The sequence below is a fragment of the Frondihabitans sp. OV104 genome (genome assembly GCF_057787745.1).
The window spans coordinates 3,057,605-3,077,691 of record NZ_CM173541.1 but is presented as its reverse complement, the minus strand read 5'-3'; the positions used below and the strand labels follow the sequence as shown (position 1 = coordinate 3,077,691).

The window sequence follows — 20,087 nt, the reverse complement described above, 5'->3', positions numbered from 1 at the left end:
TCCCACGCCGGACTCGTGAACTGAGAGTCCACCATTCGAAGGACACGCAGTGAGCACGACGACATCGACCGACCGGACGACCATCGAGAAGACAGCCGCATCCGTCTTCGGCTGGGACGAGCTGCACCCGGCGCAGCTCGAGGCCATCGAAGCCGTCCTGGCCGAACGCGACGTGCTGGCACTGATGCCGACCGGCTTCGGGAAGTCGGCCATCTACCAGGTCGCCGGCGCCGTCCTCGGGAAGCCGGTCGTCGTCGTCTCGCCCCTGATCGCGCTGCAGGCCGACCAGGTCGCGGGGCTCGTCGGGCACCCGGAGGCGCCGGCGGCGATCGCCATCAACTCCAGTCACACCGACAGCGAGAACGCCGAGGGCTGGGAGCGCCTGGAGGCCGGCGAGATCACCTACGTCTTCCTCGCGCCCGAGCAGCTCGCGAGCCCGGAGACGGTGGCGAGGCTGGCCGCGAGCGGCGTCGGGCTGCTCGTCGTCGACGAGGCTCACTGCGTCTCGTCCTGGGGCCACGACTTCCGGCCCGACTACCTCCACCTGGGGCAGATCGTGGCGGACCTCGGCCGGCCTCCCGTCCTGGCGCTGACGGCGACCGGCTCCGGCCCGATCCGCGACGAGATCGTCGAGAGGCTTCGACTTCGGGATCCCCTCGTTCTCAGCCACGGCTTCGATCGGCCCAATCTCAGCCTCGCGGTGACCCGGCACGAAGACGACCAGCAGAAGCGCGACGCCGTCGTCGAGGATGCGACGAATGCAGCCACTCCGGCGATCGTCTACGTGGCGACCCGGAAGGAGACCGGGTACTACGCCGACGCCCTCTCGAAGCGGCGACCTGACCTGACCGTCGTCGCGTACCACGGCGGTCAGAGCTCGGCGGAACGCGGTCAGGTGCACGAACGCTTCCACGCGGGCGACGTCGGCCTCGTCGTCGCCACCAGCGCGTTCGGGATGGGCATCGACAAGCCGGACATCCGAGCCGTGATCCACGCCGACGTCCCCGACTCCCTGGAGAGCTACTACCAGGAGATCGGGCGGGCCGGCCGAGACGGCGAGCCCGCATCGGCCACCCTGCACTACCGCCCGGAAGACCTCGCCCTGCGAAGCTTCTTCGCCTCCGGTCTGCCTCGTCGGTCGCATCTCCGAGCCGTCTTCACGACGATTCAGGCGGCGGGCCGCCCGGTCACGCGCACCGCGATCGCCGAGCAGTTGAGCCACACGCGGCAGACGGTGACGCGCCTCATCGACCTCCTCCTCGAGGCGGAGACGATCATCGAGAAGAGGCGCGGGTTCGTGGTTCGCAAGGGTCTCGAAGCGGCCGAGGCCGCTGATTCGGCCAGGCACGTGGCGAAGACCCGCGAACGGGTCGAGAAGACCCGCCAGGAGATGATGCGGAACTACGCGGAGCAGCCCGGATGCCGTCGCCACACCCTGCTCGGGTACTTCGGCGAGGACTCGCCCGAGCGGTGCGGCAACTGCGACGGGTGCGCGCGCGAGGCCGACGGACCCCGAGTCGATGACGCTGCGCCCAGTTCCGGCGAACGAGCCTTTCCCGTCGACTCGCACGTGCGGCACGAGGCCTGGGGCGAGGGCACGGTCATGAGCCACGACGGGGATCGGATGACCGTCTTCTTCGACGAGGAGGGCTACAAGGTCCTGGCCACGGACGAGGTCCTCGCCCGGGCGCTGCTGGTCAGCGCCTGACGACGGGCGCTCCGCGTCCGCTGGTCGTCAGCCGAGCTCTCGTCGTCGGAGGGCCGCCCTAGCTGCCGAACGGGAAGGCCCGGCGCGGCTCGCCGGACGACGGACGAGGCTCGGGCGGAGCCGCTGGCACCTCCGAGGAGTGAGCGGAGGCGGCGTCCGCGAACCGGGCTCCCCCGACCGCGGCCGTGCGGCGGACGAGCTCCGCGACCAGGCCGTCGTCTTCGGGCTCGAGCTCGTCGTCGGGAGCGACCTCGACCATCACCTGGCTGGCCGGCCCGAGCAGCAGCTCGGCGGTCACGGCCTGGCCGTACTCGTCGGCCGTCGGGACGTCGACGATGTCGGTCGTCCCGTTCTCGCCCAGGGCCGCCGCGTAGGCGAGCACCGCGTGCGCGATGCGGTCGCCGGTCATGATCTTGTTCTCGCCGTAGACGATGTACTTCATCGGAACCTCCAGATTCCGATCCAACCGCGACGAGGCATCGGCGTCCGAGGTTCTGCGTTTATCGGCTGGGAACGTCGGGTGGGCGTCAGTCGTCTTCGGCCTGCGCCTGCCGCGCGAGGAGGACGCGGGCCGTGGCGCCGAGGACCGCCTCGACGGGGCGGTCCTGCTGCGCCGCCAGGGCACCGGAGAGACCCGCCGTGATCGAGCCGCTCGCGGCCGCGAGCGACTCCACGACGTCCTGCTGCCTGTCGGTGAGGGGCTCGTCGACGAGGCTGTCGACCGTGTCGCGCAGGTTCTCTTCGGCGGCGTCGACCAGGGCGGGATCCTGCGAGAGGGCGGCCGATGCCTCGGCATTGACCGCCAGGCCCAGTTCTGAGGCAGCGCTGTCGGGGGCTGGAGTGCTGTCGTCCATGCGCGTGACGGTACACGCGCCCTTCTGAGCATCCTCCGCGACGCCTCCCGGCCCGTGTCAGGACGCAGGCGCCGCCTCGTTCACCTGCGCCAGGCTGTTGAGGGTCCGCGGGTAGCCGACGTAGGCGACCAGCACGGTCAGCACGTCGAGCAGGTCGGCGCGCGTGTTGCCGACGCGGAGGTTCGCGGAGACGTGACCGCGCACCTGGTTGTCGGCGCCGCCGAGGGCGACGAGCAGGGCGAAGGTGATGAGCTCGCGCTGCCTCACGTCGAAGCCGGTCCGCGTGTAGTAGTCGCCGAAGCAGTTGGACGACAGGAACTGCTGGAAGTGCACCGCGTCGTCCGGAGCACTCGCGTACATGCCGGCGACCGGCTCGGCCCCGACGATCTCCTCCTGCTTCGCGCGGCCGACGGCGGCCCGCGTCTCGGGCGTGGTGGTCGACTGCCCCTCGAGCGGCACGGCGATGCCTCGTGCGGCGAACTCGTCGTTGGTCGCGAACAGGAAGTCGACGACCCGGGCGATGCCGACGTAGGCAACGGCCTGGTACGTGAGCTCCTTGACCTGGACCGGCGTCACGCCGACGGTCAGGGCCGCACCCAGCAGCGCGCGGTACTCCGACACGGCGCCGACGGCGATGGTCGCGGCGAGCTGGTACACCAGCCGGTCGCGACGGTCGAGCAAGCTGTGCGCGAGCGTCTGGTCGAAGGCGAAGTCGGCGTAGAACGCCCAGAACTCCGGATCGGTCGTGCTGAGCGGCGACGGGCCGCCGCCGGGGAAGAGCGCGGCCTGCTCCTCGGCCGCGCTCACCGGGCGCTCCCCGGGTACTCCGCGTCGGTCACGGGCTCGAGCCACGTCGTGGCCGTCGCCGGGTCGTCGGGGATGTCCATGAGCGCGATGTGCTCCATGAAGTCGTCGGGGGTCGCGCCGTGCCAGTGCTCCTCGCCCGGGGGCGTGTAGATCGTGTCGCCGGGACGGATCTCGAGGATCTCGCCGCCGCGGTTCTGCACGAGGCCGAGCCCCTCGGTCACGTAGAGGGTCTGGCCGAGCGCGTGCGAGTGCCAGTTGGTGTGCGCGCCCGGAGAGAAGCGGACCTTCGCTGCGCTGGCCCGCTGCCCGTCGGCCTGCGGGGTCAGGATCGAGTCGACCCAGACGTCGCCGGTGAAGTTGGCGGGCGGGTTGTTGGCGGTGGGCTTCTTGGGAAGTCGTTGCATCAGTCGTTCTCCTTCGTGAGGTCGGCTGCCGAGTGGGCGGCCGTGGCGCCGGCCGGAGTCGCGGCCCACGACGCCAGGAGGGCAAGCCGCTCGGCGGTCGGGCTTCCGGGCTCGGCGGTGTAGATGAGCAGACTCAGGCCGGGGTCGGCGATCAGGTCGGTGCCCTCGAAGATCATGTCGAGCGCGCCCACCTCGGGGTGGTGGAAGTTCTTGGCTCCCGTGGCGTGCCGGCGCACCTCGTGAGCACCCCACCGGGTCCTGAACTGCTCGCTCCTGGTCGAGAGCTCGCCGATGAGGTCCTGCAGGTCTCTGTCGTAGGGGTCGCGCCCGGCCTCGGTCCGCAGGATCGCGACCGTCTGGTCGGCCGCCTTCGCCCAGTCGGGGTAGAACCGCTCGGCTCGATCGAGGTCGAGGAAGCAGAACCGCGCGAGGTTCAGGGGCTTGCCCGGCAGGGTCGCCTCGGGGCTGGCGTAGAGGTCGGAGTAGACGGCCTTGCCGAGCGCGTTCGAGGCGAGGATGTCGAGGCGGCCGTTGCGCACGAATGCCGGCCCGCCGGTGATGGCATCGAGGATCAGCTGCAGCCCGGGCCGCACCGACTCGGTGCGCGCGGCTCGCCGCCGACTCGGGATCGGCGACGCGTTCGCGGCGCGAGCGAGGTCGAACAGGTGCTCCCGCTCGGCGTCGTCCAGCAGCAGCGCCTGAGCGACGGCGTGCAGCACGCCGTCGGAGGCGCCGGCCAGGGTCCCGCGCTCGAGGCGCGAGTAGTACTCGACGCTCACGCCGGCGAGCTGCGCGACCTCGACGCGGCGGAGCCCCGGAACGCGCCGGTTGCCGCCGGCGGGCAGGTCGACCTGGTCGGGCTTGATCCTGCCCCGCCTGCTGCTCAGGAACTCGCGCACCTCGTCCGAATTGCTCATGAGGCGAACCTACGGCCGCGGGGGCCGCCGTGGAATGCCCTGCTGGTACACCTCTCGCCAGTACCTTCCTGCGCCCGGGCCAGAACGGCAGGCTCGAGCCATGACGACCACTCGCGCGCGCCGAACCCTCCTCCTGGCGTCTCTCGGCTTCTTCCTGATCACGCTCGACATCCTGATCGTGAACGTGGCGCTGACCCGGATCGGCCGCGAGTTCGGCGGCAGCACGTCAGGGCTGCAGTGGGTCATCGACGCGTACACGCTCCTCTTCGCGTCGCTCCTGCTGTTCGCCGGCAACCTGTCCGACCGGATCGGCGCCAAGCGCGCCTACGCGGTCGGCATCGCGGGCTTCCTGGTGGCGTCCGTGGCGTGCGCGGTCGCTCCCAGCCTGGGCGTCCTGATCGCCGCGCGGGCTGTCCAGGGCGCCGCCGCCGCCGTGATGCTACCCGCGTCGATGGCGCTCATCCGCGAGGCCTACCCCGGGGCGCAGGAACGCGCCCGCGCCCTCGGGATCTGGGCCGTCGGCGGCGCGGTCGCCGGCGCGGTCGGCCCCGTCCTCGGCGGCGCCCTCACCACGCTCGACTGGCGCCTCGTCTTCGCGATCAACCTGCCGGTGTGCGCCGTCATGCTGCTCCTGCTGCGGGCGGTCGCCCCCTCGGAGGCCCGACCGGCGCCGTTCGACTGGGCGGGGCAGGTGGCGGCGCTTCTCGCTCTGGGCGGCCTCGTGTTCGGACTCATCGAGGGCGGCGCCATCGGGTTCGGGGCGCCGGTGGTCGTGATCGCGTTCGCGGTGGGTGCGGCGGGGGTGGCGGCGTTCCTGCGCGTTCAATCCCGGGTGAGGCACCCGATGATGCCGCTGCCGCTCCTCAGGCCGAGGGGCATGCGGATCGCGCTGGTCGTCGGGTTCGCCTTCATGGTCGGCAACTTCGGCACGGTGTTCGTGAACAGCCTCTACCTGCAGCGGCACCTCGGGCTGTCGCCGCTGCTCGCCGGTCTGGTCTTCCTGCCCTCGGCCGCGTTCGCGGTCGCCGGGAACATCGTCAGCGGCACTCTGGCGAACCGCTTCGGCGCGCGGGTGCCGGTGGTCTCCGGGCTCCTCACGATGGCCGTCGGCCTCGTCGTGCTCATCGCGACGGCGCCGCTCGGCGCCCCCTGGGGCGTGCTGGTCGGCTCGATCTTCACGGGAGCGGGCGGGTCGGTCGCGATGCCGCCTGTCACCTCGGTGGTCCTGGCCAGCGTCCCGGCCGAGCGGTCGGGTACCGCCAGTGCCGTGTTCAACACCTTCCGGCAGGTCGGAGGGGCGGTCGCCATAGCGGTCTTCGGCGTGCTCATCGCCGACCGCACTCACTTCGTGAGCGGCATGCAGACCAGTTTCGTCGTGGCGGGCGCGGTCATCCTGGCAGCCGCGATCGCAGCGGGGTTCATCCGGCCGGCCGCTGACGCGACGCCTCGCGCCTGAGACGCCAGCCGCGGGCGAGTCGTCGCCACGGCAGGTCGTGCGGCCAGTGGATCGCGACGGAGCGGAAGCCTCGTCGCACCCGCCGCCATCCTGCGCCATCGATCAACGGCCTCATCGAGATGCCGACACGCACGCGCGGTGCGAAGCGGATCCGATGGCGCTCGCCGAGATGGAACGAGAGGTCGAAGTCGTCGTGCAGGTCGGGCGACAGGTGGATCTCGTTGCGCACCGACTCCCAGGCGGAGCGGCGCATGGCGAAGTTCGACCCGAAGACGGGAACGTGCGTCAGGGCCAGGGCGCCCAGGACGAAGTAGGCGCCGAGATAGGCGACGGCGGCGGGGCGTCGGAGAAGCCGCGGGCCGTCCAGGAAGCCCGCCGGGCCGGTCACGGCGTCGACACGGGGAGCACCTTGGAAGGCGTCGAGGAGGTTTCGAACCCAGTCGACCGGGAGGACCGTGTCGGCGTCGATGCGCGCGATGATGTCGCCGCGCGCGTGGTCGTAGCCGGTCTCGCTCGCCGCCGCGATGCCCGGTCTCGCCTCGAACAGGACCGTGGCGCCCGCTCGCGCGGCGACGGCCGCGCTGCCGTCGGCCGAGCCGTTGTCCACGACGATCAGCTGGAAGCCGGGTGCCCGCTCCTGCCGCGCGAGGGAGGCCAAGCAGCTCTCGAGCATCCGCGCATCGTTCTTCACCGGGATCACCACCGAGAGAGACAGCACCGGGGCCGCGGTAGAGGCGTCGGAGAGTTCGCCGGGAACGGTGACGGCGTCGAGCGGAAGGGGCACGGGATTCTTTCTATGCGCCTCTCCCTGGGCGCGCGTACCCCTTTACAAATCGCCGCACTTCTGCCGGGCGGGGTACAGAACGGGGTACATATGACGCCGGGTAAGCGCTAGCCGACCGCGCGGCCGCCGTCAATGCCCCGACCCCCTGGTTGGACACATCCGCATCACCTCGGTTGACTGGGGTCATCGGGATGCATGATCCCTCCTGCACGACGCACGATTCGCCCGGATCTCGGGTTCCGCGTCGAGTGGAGACCCCGATCGACACCGGGCCTACGCCGCCCGAGACCGAGGTCGCATGACCGACACCATTTCCCTGACTGCCGTGCCCGCTTCGGCGCTCGGCACTGCACCCGCACCCGCACAGCCGACGAGCCTCTACGAGTCGCACCGCGACATCCCCGCGTTCCACCAGGCGACGTACCCGAAGAGGCGCCCTGACCGCTTCGGTGATCTCCGTCGCGTCCAGTCGGCCGCGACCAGCACGGTCGCCTGCACTCTCGACCTCTCGTACCAGCAGTTCATCGACGGCGACTTCGCTGTCGTCGAGGTGGGCGTCAGCGCCTGATCAGCGTCAGGTGATGAGTTCGAGCGGCGCTCGCGGCTGGATCTGCGAGCCGTAGCTCAGGACGATCCCCACCACCATCGACCCCAGCGGGGCGCACTCCTCCAGGAGCCGGATGAGGTGCGCGTGCGTCTCAGCGTGCCGAGTGATCTGCTCGAAGTTGTCGCGGCGATCCTTGCAGATGGCGTAGCCGTCCATGGCAGACGCTTTCCTCGGTGGTTTGACCCGAATCTCCAGAGTGGCACGGAACCGAGCGGTTAGGTCGGTTTAGTCGAGACCCCGACCGGGATCTCGACGCCTCGCCCGCTCCGTGATCGCCTCGATGACCTCGGTCTTCGCGTCGGCGTAGTCGTTCATGTCGCTCCACGCCCGGTCGAGAAGCGCTCGCTTGGTGCGCTCGTAGAGGGCACGGTCGTCGGCGTCGCGGCGCAGGTGGTCGCGCAGCAGCAGGTACGCGGCGATGGGCGGGGCGCCTCGCTCGTAGACGTGCACGTGGACGTCGCGGGCCGCGGTGCGCACCAGGCGGTGGCCCGGCTCGCGCACGCGCAGCACGTAGCCGGTGGCGAGGAGCGGCTCGAGGTAGTCCTCCTCGGCGGTGATGTCGTCGACCGCGATGACGACGTCGACGATCGGCTTCGCCGCGAGACCCGGCACCGAGGTGGAGCCGATGTGCTCGACGACGGCGTCTGTCGCGGCGAGAGCCTCGCGGATCCGGCGCTCGTGCTCGGCGTACAGGGCGGGCCAGCGCTCGTCGTACTCGTGGAGCGCGACGGTGACCGCCTCGGGCCCGCCGACCAGCTCGAGCGTGGTCACGTCCGGACGTCGGGGGCTGCTCACCCGTCCATCCTCGCATCGCGGCGTCGCGGCTCGCCGGCCGTCACGCCGCCGAGCGCGCATGCGGCGCGAACATGATCACGGCCACTCCGGCGATGCAGATCATCGCGCCCACGATGTCCCAGCGATCCGGCTGGAACTTGTCGGCGATCACCGCCCACGCCAGCGATCCGGCGACGAACACGCCGCCGTACGCGGCCATGATGCGGCCGAACTCCGCGCTCGGCTGCAGCGTCGCGATGAGTCCGTAGGCGCCGAGCACGATGACGCCGAGGCCGGCCCACCACCACGACTTCCCTTCGCGCACGGCCTGCCAGACGAGCCAGGCGCCGCCGATCTCGGCCACGGCGGCGAACACGAACAGGACGGCGATGCGCACGACGGTCATGGGCCGATCTTCGCAGGATCCGCGGCAGTTCCTGCGCCCCGGGCGCGCGGCGGTCAGGCGCCGACGAAGAACTCGAGGGCGACGCCGTCGGGATCCTTGACGCTGAGGGCTGTTCCGTAGGGGGCCTCGACGAGACCGGAGTGCGCGATGCCCTGGGAGTCGAGGTGCTCGGCCCAGGCGGTCAGCTCGGCGAGGCCGTCGACGCCGAATCCCAGGTGGTCGAGTCCCGGCGTGAAGGGGCTGAAGTCGCCCGTCGTTCCGCGCTCGTGCTGGGTGAGGCCCACGTTCGTGCCCGACGGGAGCCGGAACAGGCGGCGGTTCAGCCCCTCGCCCTCGAGCTCTCCGATCGGCTCGAACCCGAAGAGGCGCTGGTAGAAGGCGGCGCTCGCGTCGAGGTCGCGGACGGTGAGGGCGATGTGGTCGATTCCGGAGAGCGAGGGCATGACGACAGCCAACACCCTCCGGCCGAGCGATCAGGCCAGCGGCTCGTACGGGAACTCGGCCGACCGGCCCTGGAACTCCAGGATCGCCTCGTTGCGGACGTGACCCGCATCGATCTCGATCGCCCGCTGGATGGTCTCCGATCCCGACCACGACGCCGGACCCTCCATGACAGTGCGGAGGAACGGCATCAGGGCCTCGCTGATCTCCCAGGTCGAGGAGTTCCAGAGGAGCGAGGGGCTGTGGTCGACGGCGTAGTAGTTGGTGGTGCCGCCGACGGTGATCATCGGGTCGGCGAAGGTGGTCGTGCGCGCCCAGTCGAAGCCCATGCCCTCGTCGATCGAGACGTCGACGATCAGGCTGCCGGGCCGGAAGGCGCCGAGGTCGGCGACGCGGAGGTAGGTCAGCGGGGCGTTCGGATCCTGCAGCGTGCAGTTCACGACGATGTCGTTGGCGGCGAGATAGGGGGCGAGCTTCACCGGCCCGTGCTCGGAGTGGACCGTGCTCTCGTAGGGGGCCTCGGGGTTGTGCTCGAACTGGATGATGTCGACGGACGGGATGGGCGAGCCGACCGCCGCGGTGTCGCGGTGGGTGAGCACGCGGACATCGTGGATGCCGTGGGCGTTCAGCGCCGTGACGGCGCCGCGGGCAGTTGCTCCGAAGCCGATGACGACGGCGCTGAGGCGGCGCCCGTAGTCGCCGGTCGAGCCGCAGAGCTGGAGCGCGTGCAGCACGGAGCAGTAGCCGGCGAGCTCGTTGTTCTTGTGGAAGACGTGGAGCCCGAAGCCGCCGTCGGCCTGCCAGTGGTTCATGGCCTCCCAGGCGATGAGGGTGAGGCCCTTGTCGATGGCGAGCTGGGTGAGGGCGCGGTCCTGGACGCAGTGGGGCCAGCCCCAGAGCACCTGGCCGTCGCGGAGGTCGGCGAGATCCTGCGCCTGGGGCTTCGGGAGCAGGACGACGTCAGTGCCCGCGATGACCTCGGCGCGATCCGCCATGCGGCCGACGAGGGGCTCGATCTCGGCATCGTCGATGCCGAACCGGCTGCCGTAGCCGCGCTCGAGCGTCATGTTCGCGCGAAGGTCGGCATCGATGCGCTCGAGGTGGGCCGGGTGGATCGGCAGGCGACGTTCGTCGGGTTTGCGCGACGTGGCCAGGATGCCGAGGCGGAGCAGCTCGGGTGCGGAATCGGTGCGGGTCATACCTGACCCTAGGGCGCGGGTGGGCCGGTGCCTACTTGCCGGTGGGTTCGGTGGCCACGCCGTACGGGATGAGACTCGGGTCGACCGGGATCTCGGTGGCGTGCTCGACCCTGCTCGTGCCGATCACCGTCGTGCCGTCTTTCTCGTAGACCGTGATCGACGTCAGCTTCTCGGATGCCGGGGTCAGCTGCCAGGCCTCTGCGGCGAGGGCGTAGCCGAGCTTCCCGTTGTCGGCGCGCAGAGGAACGAGGTCGGGGTAGCCGTGGCCGTTCGGCGTGCCGTACGTCTGGCCGTTCGCGTTGACGCCCCACGGGCTGGTCGTCGAGGTGGCGTAGCGGGCGGTGGCTGTCCAGGTGGTCTCGGGCTCGGCCTTCACGGTGATGGAGGTCGAGCCGTCGGCGGGCAGCAGGCCGTCGCTGACGTGCATCGGGTGGTCGGCGTTCCTGCAGTCGATCCCCTGCGCGGTGGGGTTTCCGTCGTCGCCGGGTGTCGTCTCGACGAAGGCCTGGCCGACGCCGTTGTCGCAGGTGAGGTCGATGACGACGACGCCGGCCCTGTCGGGGACAGCGCCGAGATCGATGGTGCCGGTGCCCGTGTGCGTGACGGTCACGGATGTGCCGATGGCGGTCACTGTCGTCGAGCCCGGCTGGTTCGCGATGGCCACGGCCGCGCCCGTCGTGGCACCGGCGAGGGCGAGGGCGCTGAGGCTCCAGGCCACGGTGCGCGCCGTGCGCTGGCGACGCTGGAGGCGGCTGCCCTTCGTGCCGATGGCGGTGAGCTCGGTGCGGATGGCCCGGGCGAAGTAGGTGTCGAGCTGAGGCGCGGTCATGAGCGGTGTCCTTCGGCGGTGAGGTGGATGGCGGGGTTCAGATCGTGGAGATCGGCGCGCACGCGGGTGCGGGCGCGCTGCAGTCGCATCCGAGCGGTCGACGGCTTGAGCCCGACGGCTGCGGCGGCCTCGGCCAGCGGCAGCTCGTCGAGGCTCGCGAGCACGAAGAGCGCGGCGTCGGTCGGCGACAGCCGACGAAGCGACTCGGCCAGGCGCCGCGAGGCCTCGACGGCGCCCGCGTCGAGCTCGACGGTCGGCTCGTCGCGCGGCATGCTGCGGAGCAGGCGCTGGTGACGGAAGTGCGACCGCTGCGAGTTGCGGGCCAGATTCACCGTGGTGACCAGGAGCCAGGGCAGGATCGAGCCGTCGACGATCCGCACTGCGCGGCGCTTCCGCCACAGCTCGAAGAACGCGGCGCCGACGATGTCTTCGGCGTCGTGGGCGTTCTCGACGAGGCCGAGGGCGCGGCGGTAGACGCGGTCCTGGTGACGGTCGAAGAGCGACCCGAAGGCGTCGCCGTCGTCACGCAGGGCGCGATCCCACAGGGCTGTCTCGGTCTCGTCGGAGTCACTCACACTAAGGAGTGTCCGGGGCCGCCGGGATCGTCCCACATCCGTGGCTCTCGCCGCGGCATCAATACGTGTAGAAGCCCTCGCCCGTCGCCACGCCGAGCTTGCCCTTGTCGATGTAGTTCTCTTTCAGGTACGCGGCGAACGCCTGCGATCCCGGGTCGGGGTTGGCCGCGGCTATGTTGTAGGGGGTCGTCAGGCCGATGACGTCGTAGATCTGGAACGGCCCGGAGGGCGAGCCGGTCGCGATGCGCCACGTCTTGTCGATCATCTCGGGCTCGGCGTAGCCGCCCACCAGCAGGCCGGCCGCCGCGTTGAGGAACGGCACCAGCAGGGAGTTGAGCAGATAGCCCGCCTTCTCCTTCTTGATCTCGATCGGCACCATCCCGCTCCGCGACGCGAAGTCGACGACGGCCTCGAACACGGCGGGGTCGGTCTCGGCCGTCCCCATCACCTCGGCCGTGTTGTACCGCCAGACCTCGTTCGCGTAGTGGAGCGCGAGGAAGCGGTCGGGCCGACCCGTGTACTCCTTGAGGTCGCTGGGCAGGAGGGTCGACGAGTTCGTGGCGAAGATCGTCCTCTCCGGAGCCGAGGCGCTGAGCTCGGAGTACACCGACCGCTTCACGTCCAGGCTCTCGGGCACCGCCTCGATCACGAGGTCGACGTCGGCCGCCGCCGCAGCGAGGTCGGTGGTGAGCGTCAGGCGCTCGAGCGCCGCCGCCGTCTGCTCGGCGCTCGCCCCGACGACGGGATCGGCCTGGTACCGGGCGGCGAGCCCGTCGAACCGGGTCCGGGCCGCCGCGAGGGCGTCGTCGCTGACGTCGTACGCGGTGACGGGGAAGCCGTGGAAGGCAGCCTGGAACGCGATCTGCGAACCGAGGACGCCGGTTCCGAGAACGGTGACGGTGGAGATGGAGGGCACGGGTGGTCCTTTCAGTGGAGGGAGAGGTCGGACCCGTAGATGCTGCGGATCCAGATGGTCGAGAGGGTCGAGACGGCGTCGGCCTCCGTGATCGACGGGGTGTCGCCGCCGAAGGTCGCGGACAGCACGCGCTCGTTCATGAGGTTGAGGGCGATGGAGAGGTCGCTCGCCGACGGGCCGGGGATCGCCGCGCCTCGGGCGAGTTCCTGCGTGATCACGTCTGTCGAGTAGTCGGCCCACGACTGGAGCGAGCGCGACCAGAGGGTCTGGACCTCGGCGTTGCGCAGGCGGGCGGTCGTGGTCGCCGCGGCGACGGCGCGGTGCTCCGAGAACACCTCGACGAAGGCCCCGATCGACCGCTGCCAGGAGCCGGCGGGGTCGGCTTCGAAGTCGCGGCTCAGCGACTGGACGCGGTGCTCGACCTCGGTGATCACCCGGTCGAGAAGGGCGAGGAGCACCTCGTCTTTCGACGCGAAGTAGAAGTAGAACGTGGGCCGCGAGATGCCGGCGCCTGCGGCGATGTCTTCGATCGAGATGTCGTCGAACGACCCCTCGGCCAGGAGGTGCTCGGTCGTCGACAGGATCGCCGACTGGCGCTCGTCGCCCGAGGGGCGGGTGGTGCGGCGTCCACGTGCAGGCATGCCGCCACTCTAGCCACCTTTATCGACAGTGTGTTGATTAAGTCGACACGGTGTTGATACCGTCAGGACATGACAGAGCACGTGGATGTGGTGATCGTGGGCGCAGGCCTCAGCGGAATCGGCGCGGCCAGCCGACTGAAGCGCAGCCTGCCGGGAAAGTCGTTCCTGGTGCTCGAGTCGCGCGGGGCCGTCGGGGGCACGTGGGACCTCTTCCGGTACCCCGGTGTCCGCTCCGACTCCGACATGTACACGCTCGGGTACTCGTTCCGGCCGTGGACCGACGCGAAGGCGATCGCCGACGGCGACTCGATCCGCGACTACATCCGCGACACCGTCAGCGACGAGGGGCTCGCCGACCGGATCCGCCTCCACCACCGCGTCGTCAGCGCCGACTGGTCGAGTGCCGAGGCTCAGTGGACCATCACGGCCCGCGTCACCGGCGACAGCGAGGCCGCTCTCGGCGACGAGACGGTCACCGTGACGTGCTCCTTCCTCTCCGTCTGCTCGGGCTACTACCGGTACGACGAGGGCTACTCGCCGGCGATCCCCGGCGCGGAGACCTTCGCCGGGCCGATCGTGCACCCGCAGCACTGGCCCGCCGACCTCGACTACGAGGGCAAGCGCGTGGTCATCGTCGGCAGCGGCGCCACCGCCGTCACGCTCGTGCCGAGCATGGCGAAGGCGGCCGAGCACGTCACGATGCTGCAGCGCTCGCCGACCTACATCTCGCCGGTGCCGTCGCGCGACCATCTGGCCGACCGTCTCCGCGGACGACTCCCGGCGAAGCTCGCCTACGACGCCGTGCGCCTCAAGAACATCGGCTTCTCGATGCTCACGTACCAACTGAGCCGGCGCCGGCCCGACAAGATGAAGGCGATCCTCCGCTCGTCGGCCGTCGCGAAGCTCCCGGCCGGCTTCGCCGTCGACACCCACCTCGCGCCGACCTACGAGCCTTGGGACCAGCGGCTCTGCGCGATCCCCGACGGCGACCTCTACCGCGCCATCAGCGCCGGCACCGCCGACATCGTCACCGACCGTATCCGCGCGATCACGCCCTCGGGGATCGCGCTCGCATCAGGCGCCGAGCTCGACGCCGACGTGATCGTCACGGCCACCGGGCTCAACCTGCTCATCATGGGCGGCATGGCCATGACGGTCGACGGCGAGGCGGTCGACTACTCGAAGCGCCTCACCTACAAGGGCATGATGCTCGACGGCGTGCCGAACTTCTCCCTGACCATCGGCTACACCAACGCGTCCTGGACGCTCAAGGCCGACCTGGTCGCCGAGTACGTCGTCCGGCTCCTCCGCCGGCTCGACCGCGGCGGTCACGACTGGGTCGCGCCCGACGCTCCCGACTCGGTGGCGAGCGGCGAGGTCGGGTCGCTGATCGACCTGCAGGCCGGCTACGTGCTGCGCGGCATCGACCAGATGCCCAAGCAGGGTGCGAGCTCTCCGTGGCGCCTCCACCAGAACTACGTGCGCGACTACGGGCTCCTCCGCGTCGGGCGCACCGGCGACCACGTGCGCTTCGGCCGGCGGGGCGAAGCCGTCTCTCCTCGCGAGGACGACCCACTGGCGCTGCCGGGCACCGCGTTCATCACGGTCGCAGGAACTCGGCTCCGGTACCGCGTCACCGGAGCCGGGTCGCCGGTGCTCCTGCTGCACGGCATCGGCCAGAGCCTCGACGACTGGACCGAGCAGCACGAGCTGCTCGCCGAGCGGCACACGGTCTACAGCCTCGACCTGCCCGGGTTCGGGTACTCGGCGCGGCGGCCCGGGCGGTCGACCCTCTCGACGCTGGCCGCGATCCTGCCCGCCTTCCTGGACGCCGTGGGCGTCGCCGGCGCAGTGCCGGTGATCGGCAACTCGCTCGGCGGTGCCGTGGCGATGACCTTCGCCGTGGCCCATCCGACGCGCGTGTCAGAGCTGGTGCTGGCCGACAGCGCCGGCTTCGGGTCGGAGGTGGCGCTCGCGCTGCGGCTGGTCTCGGTGCCGCCGATCGGCGCGCTCCTGACGAGGCCGAGCCGCGCCACCTCGCAGCAGACGGTCGAGTCGGTGTTCTACCGCAAGTCGCTCGCGACACCCGAGCGCGTCGACCACGCGTTCGCCCTCGCACAGCTGCCCTCGCACACACGCACTCTCCGAGACCTGGCGCAGGATCTCGGCACCTTCGGCGGGGTCAGAGAAGAGTGGCGCGAGGCTCTGCTGAGCGAGCTCCGCCCGCTCGCGATCCCGACCCTCGTCGTGTGGGGCGACCACGACCACGTGCTGCCGTTCTCGCACCTGGCGGCGGCCCGGGCCGCCCTCCCGCACGCGACGACCCACGTGTTCGCGAAGACCGGCCACATGCCGCAGATCGAGAGGCCCGACGAGTTCGCCGACGTGGTCGAGGAGTTCTTGGGCGCCTAGTTCCAGAAGCCGGCGTGAGGCGCGGCGGCCTCGTCTTCGAGGGCCGGGCCGACGACCTCGATGGCGCGCTGGCCGCCGTTCAGGACCACGCGCGAGTCGACCGACATCGTCGGGTTCTCGGGGTCGTCGCCGGTGAGGCCGAGCAGCGAGCGCTCGGCGAGGGCGTAGACGACGCGGCCGATCCCCGACCAGTAGATCGCGCCCGAGCACATGGCGCACGGCTCGGCGCTCGTGTAGAGCGAGTAGCCCGCGAGCCGCTCGGCGCCGAACAGCCGCCACGCCTGGCGCGCCAGGGTGACCTCGGCGTGCGAGAGCATGTCGTGCTCGGTGGTGACGCCGTTCTCGGCCTCGAGCACGACGCGGCCCTGGTCGTCGACGAGCACGGCGCCGAACGGGTGGTTGCCGTGCTCGCGCGAGCGCGTCGCGACGGCGATTGTCGCGCGCAGGAACTCGCGATCGGTCTCGGTGGCCTGAGGGTCGTCCATGGTCTCTTCCGGGTCGGGGCGCGTGTGCACTCCCACCTTATTCAGGCGGCGTCCTCCGGCACGGACGGCGCGTGCGCCCGCGAGGATATCGGTCCCGATACGTGGGGCCGACGAGGAGTTCCGCGCGTTCCTGCGCCCGCCACGAGGACGCCTGCCCCGGCGATCCTCGTGTACCTGCACCTCTCGGCTGTCCCCCGTCTGCTGAGTGGAAGGGTCGCGGCCGGAGTAGACCGGGCGCATGGCTAAGGAAACCAACATCGCAACCCAGCAGAAGCTCGGCGACATCATCACCGCTCGCGAGGTATCGCGACTCGGCGAGGCGTTCCACGCGGACGTCGTCGACCACGACCCGGCTCCCGACGCGTCGGCCGGCCTGGCGGGTATTCAGGAGTTCTGGTCGTCGTTCCTGGAGGCGTTCCCCGACCTTGACCTCTCAGTCGAGACGCTCGTGGCCGACGACGAGCAGGTCACGGCGGTCTTCACGATCCACGGCACGCACACCGGTCCGTTCCAGGGAGCCGAGCCGACGGGCAAGTCGTTCACCGTGCGCGGCATTCAGGTCGCCAAGTTCAACGACGAGGGCCTGATCGTCGAGCGCTGGGGCGCCACCGACGAGGCCGGCCTGCAGAAGCAGCTCGGGCTGGACTCCTGATGAGCGACGCGCCGTCCGCCGACGAGCCCTTCACCGACGCAAGCGACCCGGAGGCCGAGTTCGAGGCCGCCAACGCCATCACGACCAACGACGCCGTGGCCGGCGAGACGGTCGAGCCGGGCGTCGGCGAGGGCAACGACGGCCCGACGGGCGGTGCGCCGACCGAGGGGGAGCCCGAGTACGCCGAGAACGACCTCGAGGGCGACGAGATCGACCTCGACAGCGCCCCGTAGAGCGGCCTTCGGCGTCCTCAGATAAGGACGCCGCGGCTCCTCACGAGGATCCCGACACGAATCTGCACGCCCCACGAGGAAAGGCGGCGCGGAGTGCATCCCCCACAGGGAGCACCCGCGCCGCCTTCCTTATGAAAGCGCATCCCTCGCGCTAGGGGACGAGGAGCACCTTGCCGCCGCTGTGCCTGCCGGCGACGAGTTCCTGCGCCTCGCCCGCCCGGGCCAGCGGGAACGTGGCCGCCACAGGGATCCCGAACCCGTCGACGGCGATCGCCTCGGCGAACGAGGTGGCCGGGTCGGCCTCGGTCTGCGACGTCGAGACGCGGGCGCCGTGCTCCGGGGCGCTGAAGTCGGCGATCGAGATGACGTGCGACGCGTCGCCGACGATCTCGATCAGCTCAGGGACGATCCCCGACCCGGCCAGGTCGAACGCGGCTGAGACGCCTTCGGGCGCAGTCGCGCGAACGCGGTCGGCGAGGCCGTCGCCGTAGACGACGGCAGTGGCGCCGAGCGCCGTGACGCGCTCCTGGTTCGCCTCGCTCGCCGTCCCGATCACGCGCAGACCGCGGGCGACCGCGAGCTGCACGAGAGCGGTGCCGACGCCGCCCGAGGCGCCGCTCACCAAGACGGTCGATCCCTCGGCCGGGGCGAGCAGGGTCAGGACCCGCCCGGCCGTCTCGATCGCGACGGCCCAGCCGCCGGCTTCGATCGGATCCACGGTCGCAGGAACTGCCGCCCAGGTAACCAGAACGGCCTTCTCGGCGGCGGTCGCCGCCCCGAACCCGAACACGACGTCGCCCACGGCCGTGCCGGTGACGCCCTCGCCGACCGCCAGCACCTCGCCCGATGCCTCGAGACCGACCCCGGCCGGGAACTCGACGGGCATCTGCTCGGCCATGAACCCCTGGCGGAGGATGGCGTCGAGGCCGTTCACGCCGGACGCGATCACTCGGATCAGGATGCCCCCGGCGGGCGCGACCGGCTCGGAGATGTCGACCACGTCGAGGACATCGGGGCTGCCATAGGCTCGGAACTGCACTGCTTGCATGAGAATCTCCTTAGGACGAGCAGCGTTCCTGTGAACATCTGCTTCTAATTCGAAACAACCTGAGGCACTGCGTGACCATTCCCGATTCGTTCGACGAGTTCTCCGAGCACACGGCACCCCTCTCTCACCGCGAGATCGGCGTCTGGCTCGGGCTCGTCGAGACCGTCGACTCGGTGCGGGCGCTCCTCGACGAGCAGGTGCGCGACATCGCCGGGATCACGATCGTGCAGTTCGGGATCCTGCAGCGGCTGCTCGCCGCGCCGGCCGGGGTTCTGAGCATGACCGAGATCGCCGACGGGCTCGTGACGTCGCGCAGCGGCATCACGTACCAGGTCGACAAGCTCGAGGCGGCGGGCATGGTCGAGCGCCGGGCGTCGACGCGGGATGAGCGCTCGGTCGAAGTCCGCGTCACCGAGGTCGGCCGCGATCGGATCGCGGAGTTCCTGCCTCAGCACACGGCACTCGTGCGGCACCTGCTGCTCGACCGCATCGACGACGCCCAGCTGTCCGTGCTCGAGAGCGTCGTCGGCGACGTGCGCGCCCAGCTCGCCCTGGCGCCGCCGCGATCCGTGCGGCGCCGGGCGAACCAGGCGAGGCGCCAGGTCGACTGAGTCGGCTTCGAGCTACTTGATCTGCGATGCCAGCTTCGTCTGGAGGGCGCTCAGCGAGGCCTTGGGCGACTTGCCCGACAGGACGTCCTGGCCGAACTCCGACATCGGCGTCGTGCTGTCGACGTAGCTGACGTTCGCGAAGAGGGCGGAGCCGCCCGGCGCCGCCCAGGTCTTCGAGACCGGCTGCCAGTCGTTCACGATCTTCACCTGGTTCGGGTCGGACTTGAACTCGGGCGTCTCGGCGATCGACTTGAGCACGGGAAGGCCGATGCCGGTCTTCTTGGTCCAGAGCTGCGCCATGTTCTTGTAGTAGTAGGTCAGGAACTCCTCCGAGCCCTTCTGGCTCGGGGTGTTCGTGTACATCATGATGTTGTTCGGGAAGTACAGAGCGCCCTTCGTGCCGCCGTCGCTCTCGATCGGGTCCATGACGAGGAGGTCGGCCGCCTGGCTTCCGCCGACGTTCGCCGCCAGTCCGGGCACGTCGATGCCCATGCCGAACTTCTCGGCCTTCCACTGGGAGTTCGAGTTCGTCGCCGTGTAGCTGATGGCACCCGGGTCGACGTAGCCCTTGCGGATGTTCTCCTCGATGAACTCGAGCGCGCCGACGTTGGCGGGAGTGACCAGGTTCGGCTTGCCGTCCTCGTCGAAGATGCCGCCGCCGTTGTTGATCATGAAGCCCGTGATCATCTGGAAGGCGTTGCCGCCGCTGGTGTTGCCGTTCGCGGCGAAGCCGTAGACGCCGATCTTCTTCAGGGCCGCCGCCGTGTCGAGGTAGGACTGCCAGTCGGTGGGAACCTCGGCGTCGGCCTTGTCGAGCAGCTTCTTGTTGTACCAGAGCACCCGCATGTCGAGGTTGTAGGGGATGGCGACGTAGCCGTTCGGCGTCTTCATGGTGTCGAGGAGCCCGGGCAGGAAGTCGTCGAAGAGGCCGTTCGACTTCCAGCTGTCGAGGAGGTCGTCCGCGTGGGCGATGAAGCCCTGCTTGTCGAACTGGAAGGCCTGCGTGCCGCCGCCCGAGCTCACGGCAGGACCGGTCTTCGAGGCCATCGCCGACGCGAAGGTCTGGGTGAAGTTGGCCCACTGGATGGCCTGATAGGTCGGAGTCGGCAGACCCGACTTCGGCTTGTAGTCGAGCGTGATGGTCTTGTCTAGCGGGTTGAACGCCGGGCCGCCCCAGGGCATGTTCCAGAACTTCATGGCTCCGGACGCCCCGCCGCCGCCGCCGGAGCAGGCCGCCAGTGTGGTCACGGCTGCCGCGCTTCCGATCAGCCCCAGGAATCCGCGGCGCGAGACTGCTGTCTTCGTTGTCGTCATCGACTTTCCTCCTG

Annotated in this window: 25 protein-coding genes; 7 read left to right on the top strand and 18 right to left on the bottom strand. The window is 70.3% G+C overall.

The window, feature by feature from the left end:
* Positions 1-49 precede the first annotated feature (49 nt).
* On the top strand, positions 50-1,708 hold the full coding sequence (locus tag AC3CBB_RS14470; RefSeq protein ID WP_488625139.1) for a RecQ family ATP-dependent DNA helicase: 1,659 nt from the start codon (positions 50-52) through the stop codon (positions 1,706-1,708).
* A 58-nt stretch (positions 1,709-1,766) separates the two neighbouring features.
* Here AC3CBB_RS14470 and AC3CBB_RS14465 read toward each other — a convergent pair whose 3' ends face one another.
* The 5 genes from AC3CBB_RS14465 to AC3CBB_RS14445 all read right to left on the bottom strand — a co-directional run bounded on the left by AC3CBB_RS14465 (position 1,767) and on the right by AC3CBB_RS14445 (position 4,690).
* The gene (locus tag AC3CBB_RS14465; RefSeq protein WP_488625138.1) at positions 1,767-2,150 is read right to left on the bottom strand and encodes a hypothetical protein; all 384 of its coding nucleotides are present in this window, start codon (positions 2,148-2,150) and stop codon (positions 1,767-1,769) included.
* A gap of 85 nt (positions 2,151-2,235) precedes the next feature.
* Positions 2,236-2,562: a hypothetical protein gene (locus AC3CBB_RS14460; RefSeq protein WP_488625137.1), complete on the bottom strand. Its 327-nt coding sequence runs from the start codon at positions 2,560-2,562 to the stop codon at positions 2,236-2,238.
* 57 nt (positions 2,563-2,619) lie between these two features.
* Positions 2,620-3,369 carry a carboxymuconolactone decarboxylase family protein gene (locus tag AC3CBB_RS14455; RefSeq protein WP_488625136.1) on the bottom strand — a complete coding sequence of 250 codons (750 nt, stop codon included), beginning with the start codon at positions 3,367-3,369 and terminating at the stop codon, positions 2,620-2,622.
* Positions 3,366-3,773 carry a (R)-mandelonitrile lyase gene (locus AC3CBB_RS14450; protein ID WP_488625135.1) on the bottom strand — a complete coding sequence of 136 codons (408 nt, stop codon included), beginning with the start codon at positions 3,771-3,773 and terminating at the stop codon, positions 3,366-3,368. Before AC3CBB_RS14450 ends, AC3CBB_RS14455 begins: the two co-directional genes overlap by 4 nt.
* Positions 3,773-4,690, bottom strand: a complete 918-nt coding sequence (locus AC3CBB_RS14445) for a helix-turn-helix transcriptional regulator (protein WP_488625134.1) — start codon at positions 4,688-4,690, stop codon at positions 3,773-3,775. The genes AC3CBB_RS14450 and AC3CBB_RS14445 overlap by 1 nt, the downstream gene beginning before the upstream one ends.
* 100 nt (positions 4,691-4,790) lie before the next feature.
* Between AC3CBB_RS14445 and AC3CBB_RS14440 the strand changes: the two genes are divergently transcribed.
* Positions 4,791-6,146 carry an MFS transporter gene (locus AC3CBB_RS14440; RefSeq protein WP_488625133.1) on the top strand — a complete coding sequence of 452 codons (1,356 nt, stop codon included), beginning with the start codon at positions 4,791-4,793 and terminating at the stop codon, positions 6,144-6,146.
* On the opposite strand, the gene AC3CBB_RS14435 is transcribed toward AC3CBB_RS14440, so the two are convergent.
* Entirely contained in the window at positions 6,109-6,930 is an 822-nt protein-coding gene (locus tag AC3CBB_RS14435; protein WP_488625132.1) for a glycosyltransferase family 2 protein, read from the bottom strand. The two genes, AC3CBB_RS14440 and AC3CBB_RS14435, sit on opposite strands and share 38 nt — an antisense overlap.
* A 298-nt stretch (positions 6,931-7,228) precedes the next feature.
* Between AC3CBB_RS14435 and AC3CBB_RS14430 the strand changes: the two genes are divergently transcribed.
* Positions 7,229-7,498, top strand: coding sequence for a hypothetical protein (locus tag AC3CBB_RS14430; RefSeq protein WP_488625131.1), 270 nt, complete (start codon positions 7,229-7,231; stop codon positions 7,496-7,498).
* A gap of 6 nt (positions 7,499-7,504) precedes the next feature.
* Here the strand turns inward: AC3CBB_RS14430 and AC3CBB_RS14425 are convergent, their stop codons facing one another.
* The 9 genes from AC3CBB_RS14425 to AC3CBB_RS14385 form a co-directional block, all read right to left on the bottom strand.
* Positions 7,505-7,693 (bottom strand): hypothetical protein, encoded by a 189-nt coding sequence (locus tag AC3CBB_RS14425; protein WP_123506592.1) that lies wholly within the window; start codon positions 7,691-7,693, stop codon positions 7,505-7,507.
* Positions 7,694-7,762: 69 nt separating this feature from the next.
* Positions 7,763-8,332: a GrpB family protein gene (locus AC3CBB_RS14420; protein ID WP_488625130.1), complete on the bottom strand. Its 570-nt coding sequence runs from the start codon at positions 8,330-8,332 to the stop codon at positions 7,763-7,765.
* A 40-nt stretch (positions 8,333-8,372) separates the two neighbouring features.
* Entirely contained in the window at positions 8,373-8,717 is a 345-nt protein-coding gene (locus AC3CBB_RS14415; protein ID WP_488625129.1) for a YnfA family protein, read from the bottom strand.
* Positions 8,718-8,770: 53 nt separating this feature from the next.
* Complete coding sequence (locus AC3CBB_RS14410) at positions 8,771-9,160, bottom strand: VOC family protein (RefSeq protein WP_488625128.1); 390 nt, start codon at positions 9,158-9,160, stop codon at positions 8,771-8,773.
* A gap of 30 nt (positions 9,161-9,190) precedes the next feature.
* Positions 9,191-10,357 (bottom strand): N(5)-(carboxyethyl)ornithine synthase, encoded by a 1,167-nt coding sequence (locus AC3CBB_RS14405; RefSeq protein ID WP_488625127.1) that lies wholly within the window; start codon positions 10,355-10,357, stop codon positions 9,191-9,193.
* 31 nt (positions 10,358-10,388) lie between these two features.
* Positions 10,389-11,186: a hypothetical protein gene (locus AC3CBB_RS14400; RefSeq protein ID WP_488625126.1), complete on the bottom strand. Its 798-nt coding sequence runs from the start codon at positions 11,184-11,186 to the stop codon at positions 10,389-10,391.
* Positions 11,183-11,761, bottom strand: a complete 579-nt coding sequence (locus AC3CBB_RS14395; protein WP_488625125.1) for an RNA polymerase sigma factor — start codon at positions 11,759-11,761, stop codon at positions 11,183-11,185. Before AC3CBB_RS14395 ends, AC3CBB_RS14400 begins: the two co-directional genes overlap by 4 nt.
* Before the next feature lie 58 nt (positions 11,762-11,819).
* Entirely contained in the window at positions 11,820-12,677 is an 858-nt protein-coding gene (locus AC3CBB_RS14390) for a 3-hydroxyacyl-CoA dehydrogenase (RefSeq protein ID WP_488625124.1), read from the bottom strand.
* Between the two features lie 11 nt (positions 12,678-12,688).
* Positions 12,689-13,318 (bottom strand): TetR/AcrR family transcriptional regulator, encoded by a 630-nt coding sequence (locus AC3CBB_RS14385; RefSeq protein ID WP_488625123.1) that lies wholly within the window; start codon positions 13,316-13,318, stop codon positions 12,689-12,691.
* Positions 13,319-13,387: 69 nt separating this feature from the next.
* On the opposite strand from AC3CBB_RS14385, the gene AC3CBB_RS14380 reads away from it, so the two are divergent.
* Positions 13,388-15,730, top strand: coding sequence for an alpha/beta fold hydrolase (locus AC3CBB_RS14380; protein ID WP_488625122.1), 2,343 nt, complete (start codon positions 13,388-13,390; stop codon positions 15,728-15,730).
* Here the strand turns inward: AC3CBB_RS14380 and AC3CBB_RS14375 are convergent.
* On the bottom strand, positions 15,727-16,245 hold the full coding sequence (locus AC3CBB_RS14375; RefSeq protein ID WP_233580021.1) for a nucleoside deaminase: 519 nt from the start codon (positions 16,243-16,245) through the stop codon (positions 15,727-15,729). The two genes, AC3CBB_RS14380 and AC3CBB_RS14375, sit on opposite strands and share 4 nt — an antisense overlap.
* A gap of 208 nt (positions 16,246-16,453) precedes the next feature.
* Between AC3CBB_RS14375 and AC3CBB_RS14370 the strand changes: the two genes are divergently transcribed.
* Positions 16,454-16,867, top strand: a complete 414-nt coding sequence (locus AC3CBB_RS14370; protein ID WP_123506581.1) for an ester cyclase — start codon at positions 16,454-16,456, stop codon at positions 16,865-16,867.
* On the top strand, positions 16,867-17,100 hold the full coding sequence (locus AC3CBB_RS14365; RefSeq protein ID WP_123506580.1) for a hypothetical protein: 234 nt from the start codon (positions 16,867-16,869) through the stop codon (positions 17,098-17,100). Before AC3CBB_RS14370 ends, AC3CBB_RS14365 begins: the two co-directional genes overlap by 1 nt.
* A 151-nt stretch (positions 17,101-17,251) precedes the next feature.
* On the opposite strand, the gene AC3CBB_RS14360 is transcribed toward AC3CBB_RS14365, so the two are convergent.
* Positions 17,252-18,148: an NADP-dependent oxidoreductase gene (locus AC3CBB_RS14360; RefSeq protein ID WP_488625121.1), complete on the bottom strand. Its 897-nt coding sequence runs from the start codon at positions 18,146-18,148 to the stop codon at positions 17,252-17,254.
* A gap of 71 nt (positions 18,149-18,219) precedes the next feature.
* Between AC3CBB_RS14360 and AC3CBB_RS14355 the strand changes: the two genes are divergently transcribed.
* Positions 18,220-18,759 carry a MarR family winged helix-turn-helix transcriptional regulator gene (locus AC3CBB_RS14355; protein ID WP_488625120.1) on the top strand — a complete coding sequence of 180 codons (540 nt, stop codon included), beginning with the start codon at positions 18,220-18,222 and terminating at the stop codon, positions 18,757-18,759.
* A gap of 12 nt (positions 18,760-18,771) precedes the next feature.
* Here AC3CBB_RS14355 and AC3CBB_RS14350 read toward each other — a convergent pair whose 3' ends face one another.
* Positions 18,772-20,073 (bottom strand): ABC transporter substrate-binding protein, encoded by a 1,302-nt coding sequence (locus AC3CBB_RS14350; RefSeq protein ID WP_488625119.1) that lies wholly within the window; start codon positions 20,071-20,073, stop codon positions 18,772-18,774.
* Between the last annotated feature and the right edge of the window lie 14 nt (positions 20,074-20,087).

What these genes read in the sequence shown, in the direction of transcription:
- AC3CBB_RS14405 (WP_488625127.1), bottom strand. Translation starts at nt 10,357, where the DNA reads ATGACCCGCACCGATTCCGCACCCGAGCTGCTCCGCCTCGGCATCCTG.
- AC3CBB_RS14410 (WP_488625128.1), bottom strand. Translation starts at nt 9,160, where the DNA reads ATGCCCTCGCTCTCCGGAATCGACCACATCGCCCTCACCGTCCGCGAC.
- AC3CBB_RS14400 (WP_488625126.1), bottom strand. Translation starts at nt 11,186, where the DNA reads ATGACCGCGCCTCAGCTCGACACCTACTTCGCCCGGGCCATCCGCACC.
- AC3CBB_RS14465 (WP_488625138.1), bottom strand. Translation starts at nt 2,150, where the DNA reads ATGAAGTACATCGTCTACGGCGAGAACAAGATCATGACCGGCGACCGC.
- AC3CBB_RS14415 (WP_488625129.1), bottom strand. Translation starts at nt 8,717, where the DNA reads ATGACCGTCGTGCGCATCGCCGTCCTGTTCGTGTTCGCCGCCGTGGCC.
- AC3CBB_RS14450 (WP_488625135.1), bottom strand. Translation starts at nt 3,773, where the DNA reads ATGCAACGACTTCCCAAGAAGCCCACCGCCAACAACCCGCCCGCCAAC.
- AC3CBB_RS14350 (WP_488625119.1), bottom strand. Translation starts at nt 20,073, where the DNA reads ATGACGACAACGAAGACAGCAGTCTCGCGCCGCGGATTCCTGGGGCTG.
- AC3CBB_RS14360 (WP_488625121.1), bottom strand. Translation starts at nt 18,148, where the DNA reads ATGCAAGCAGTGCAGTTCCGAGCCTATGGCAGCCCCGATGTCCTCGAC.
- AC3CBB_RS14460 (WP_488625137.1), bottom strand. Translation starts at nt 2,562, where the DNA reads ATGGACGACAGCACTCCAGCCCCCGACAGCGCTGCCTCAGAACTGGGC.
- AC3CBB_RS14430 (WP_488625131.1), top strand. Translation starts at nt 7,229, where the DNA reads ATGACCGACACCATTTCCCTGACTGCCGTGCCCGCTTCGGCGCTCGGC.
- AC3CBB_RS14425 (WP_123506592.1), bottom strand. Translation starts at nt 7,693, where the DNA reads ATGGACGGCTACGCCATCTGCAAGGATCGCCGCGACAACTTCGAGCAG.
- AC3CBB_RS14440 (WP_488625133.1), top strand. Translation starts at nt 4,791, where the DNA reads ATGACGACCACTCGCGCGCGCCGAACCCTCCTCCTGGCGTCTCTCGGC.
- AC3CBB_RS14385 (WP_488625123.1), bottom strand. Translation starts at nt 13,318, where the DNA reads ATGCCTGCACGTGGACGCCGCACCACCCGCCCCTCGGGCGACGAGCGC.
- AC3CBB_RS14365 (WP_123506580.1), top strand. Translation starts at nt 16,867, where the DNA reads ATGAGCGACGCGCCGTCCGCCGACGAGCCCTTCACCGACGCAAGCGAC.
- AC3CBB_RS14370 (WP_123506581.1), top strand. Translation starts at nt 16,454, where the DNA reads ATGGCTAAGGAAACCAACATCGCAACCCAGCAGAAGCTCGGCGACATC.
- AC3CBB_RS14445 (WP_488625134.1), bottom strand. Translation starts at nt 4,690, where the DNA reads ATGAGCAATTCGGACGAGGTGCGCGAGTTCCTGAGCAGCAGGCGGGGC.
- AC3CBB_RS14380 (WP_488625122.1), top strand. Translation starts at nt 13,388, where the DNA reads ATGACAGAGCACGTGGATGTGGTGATCGTGGGCGCAGGCCTCAGCGGA.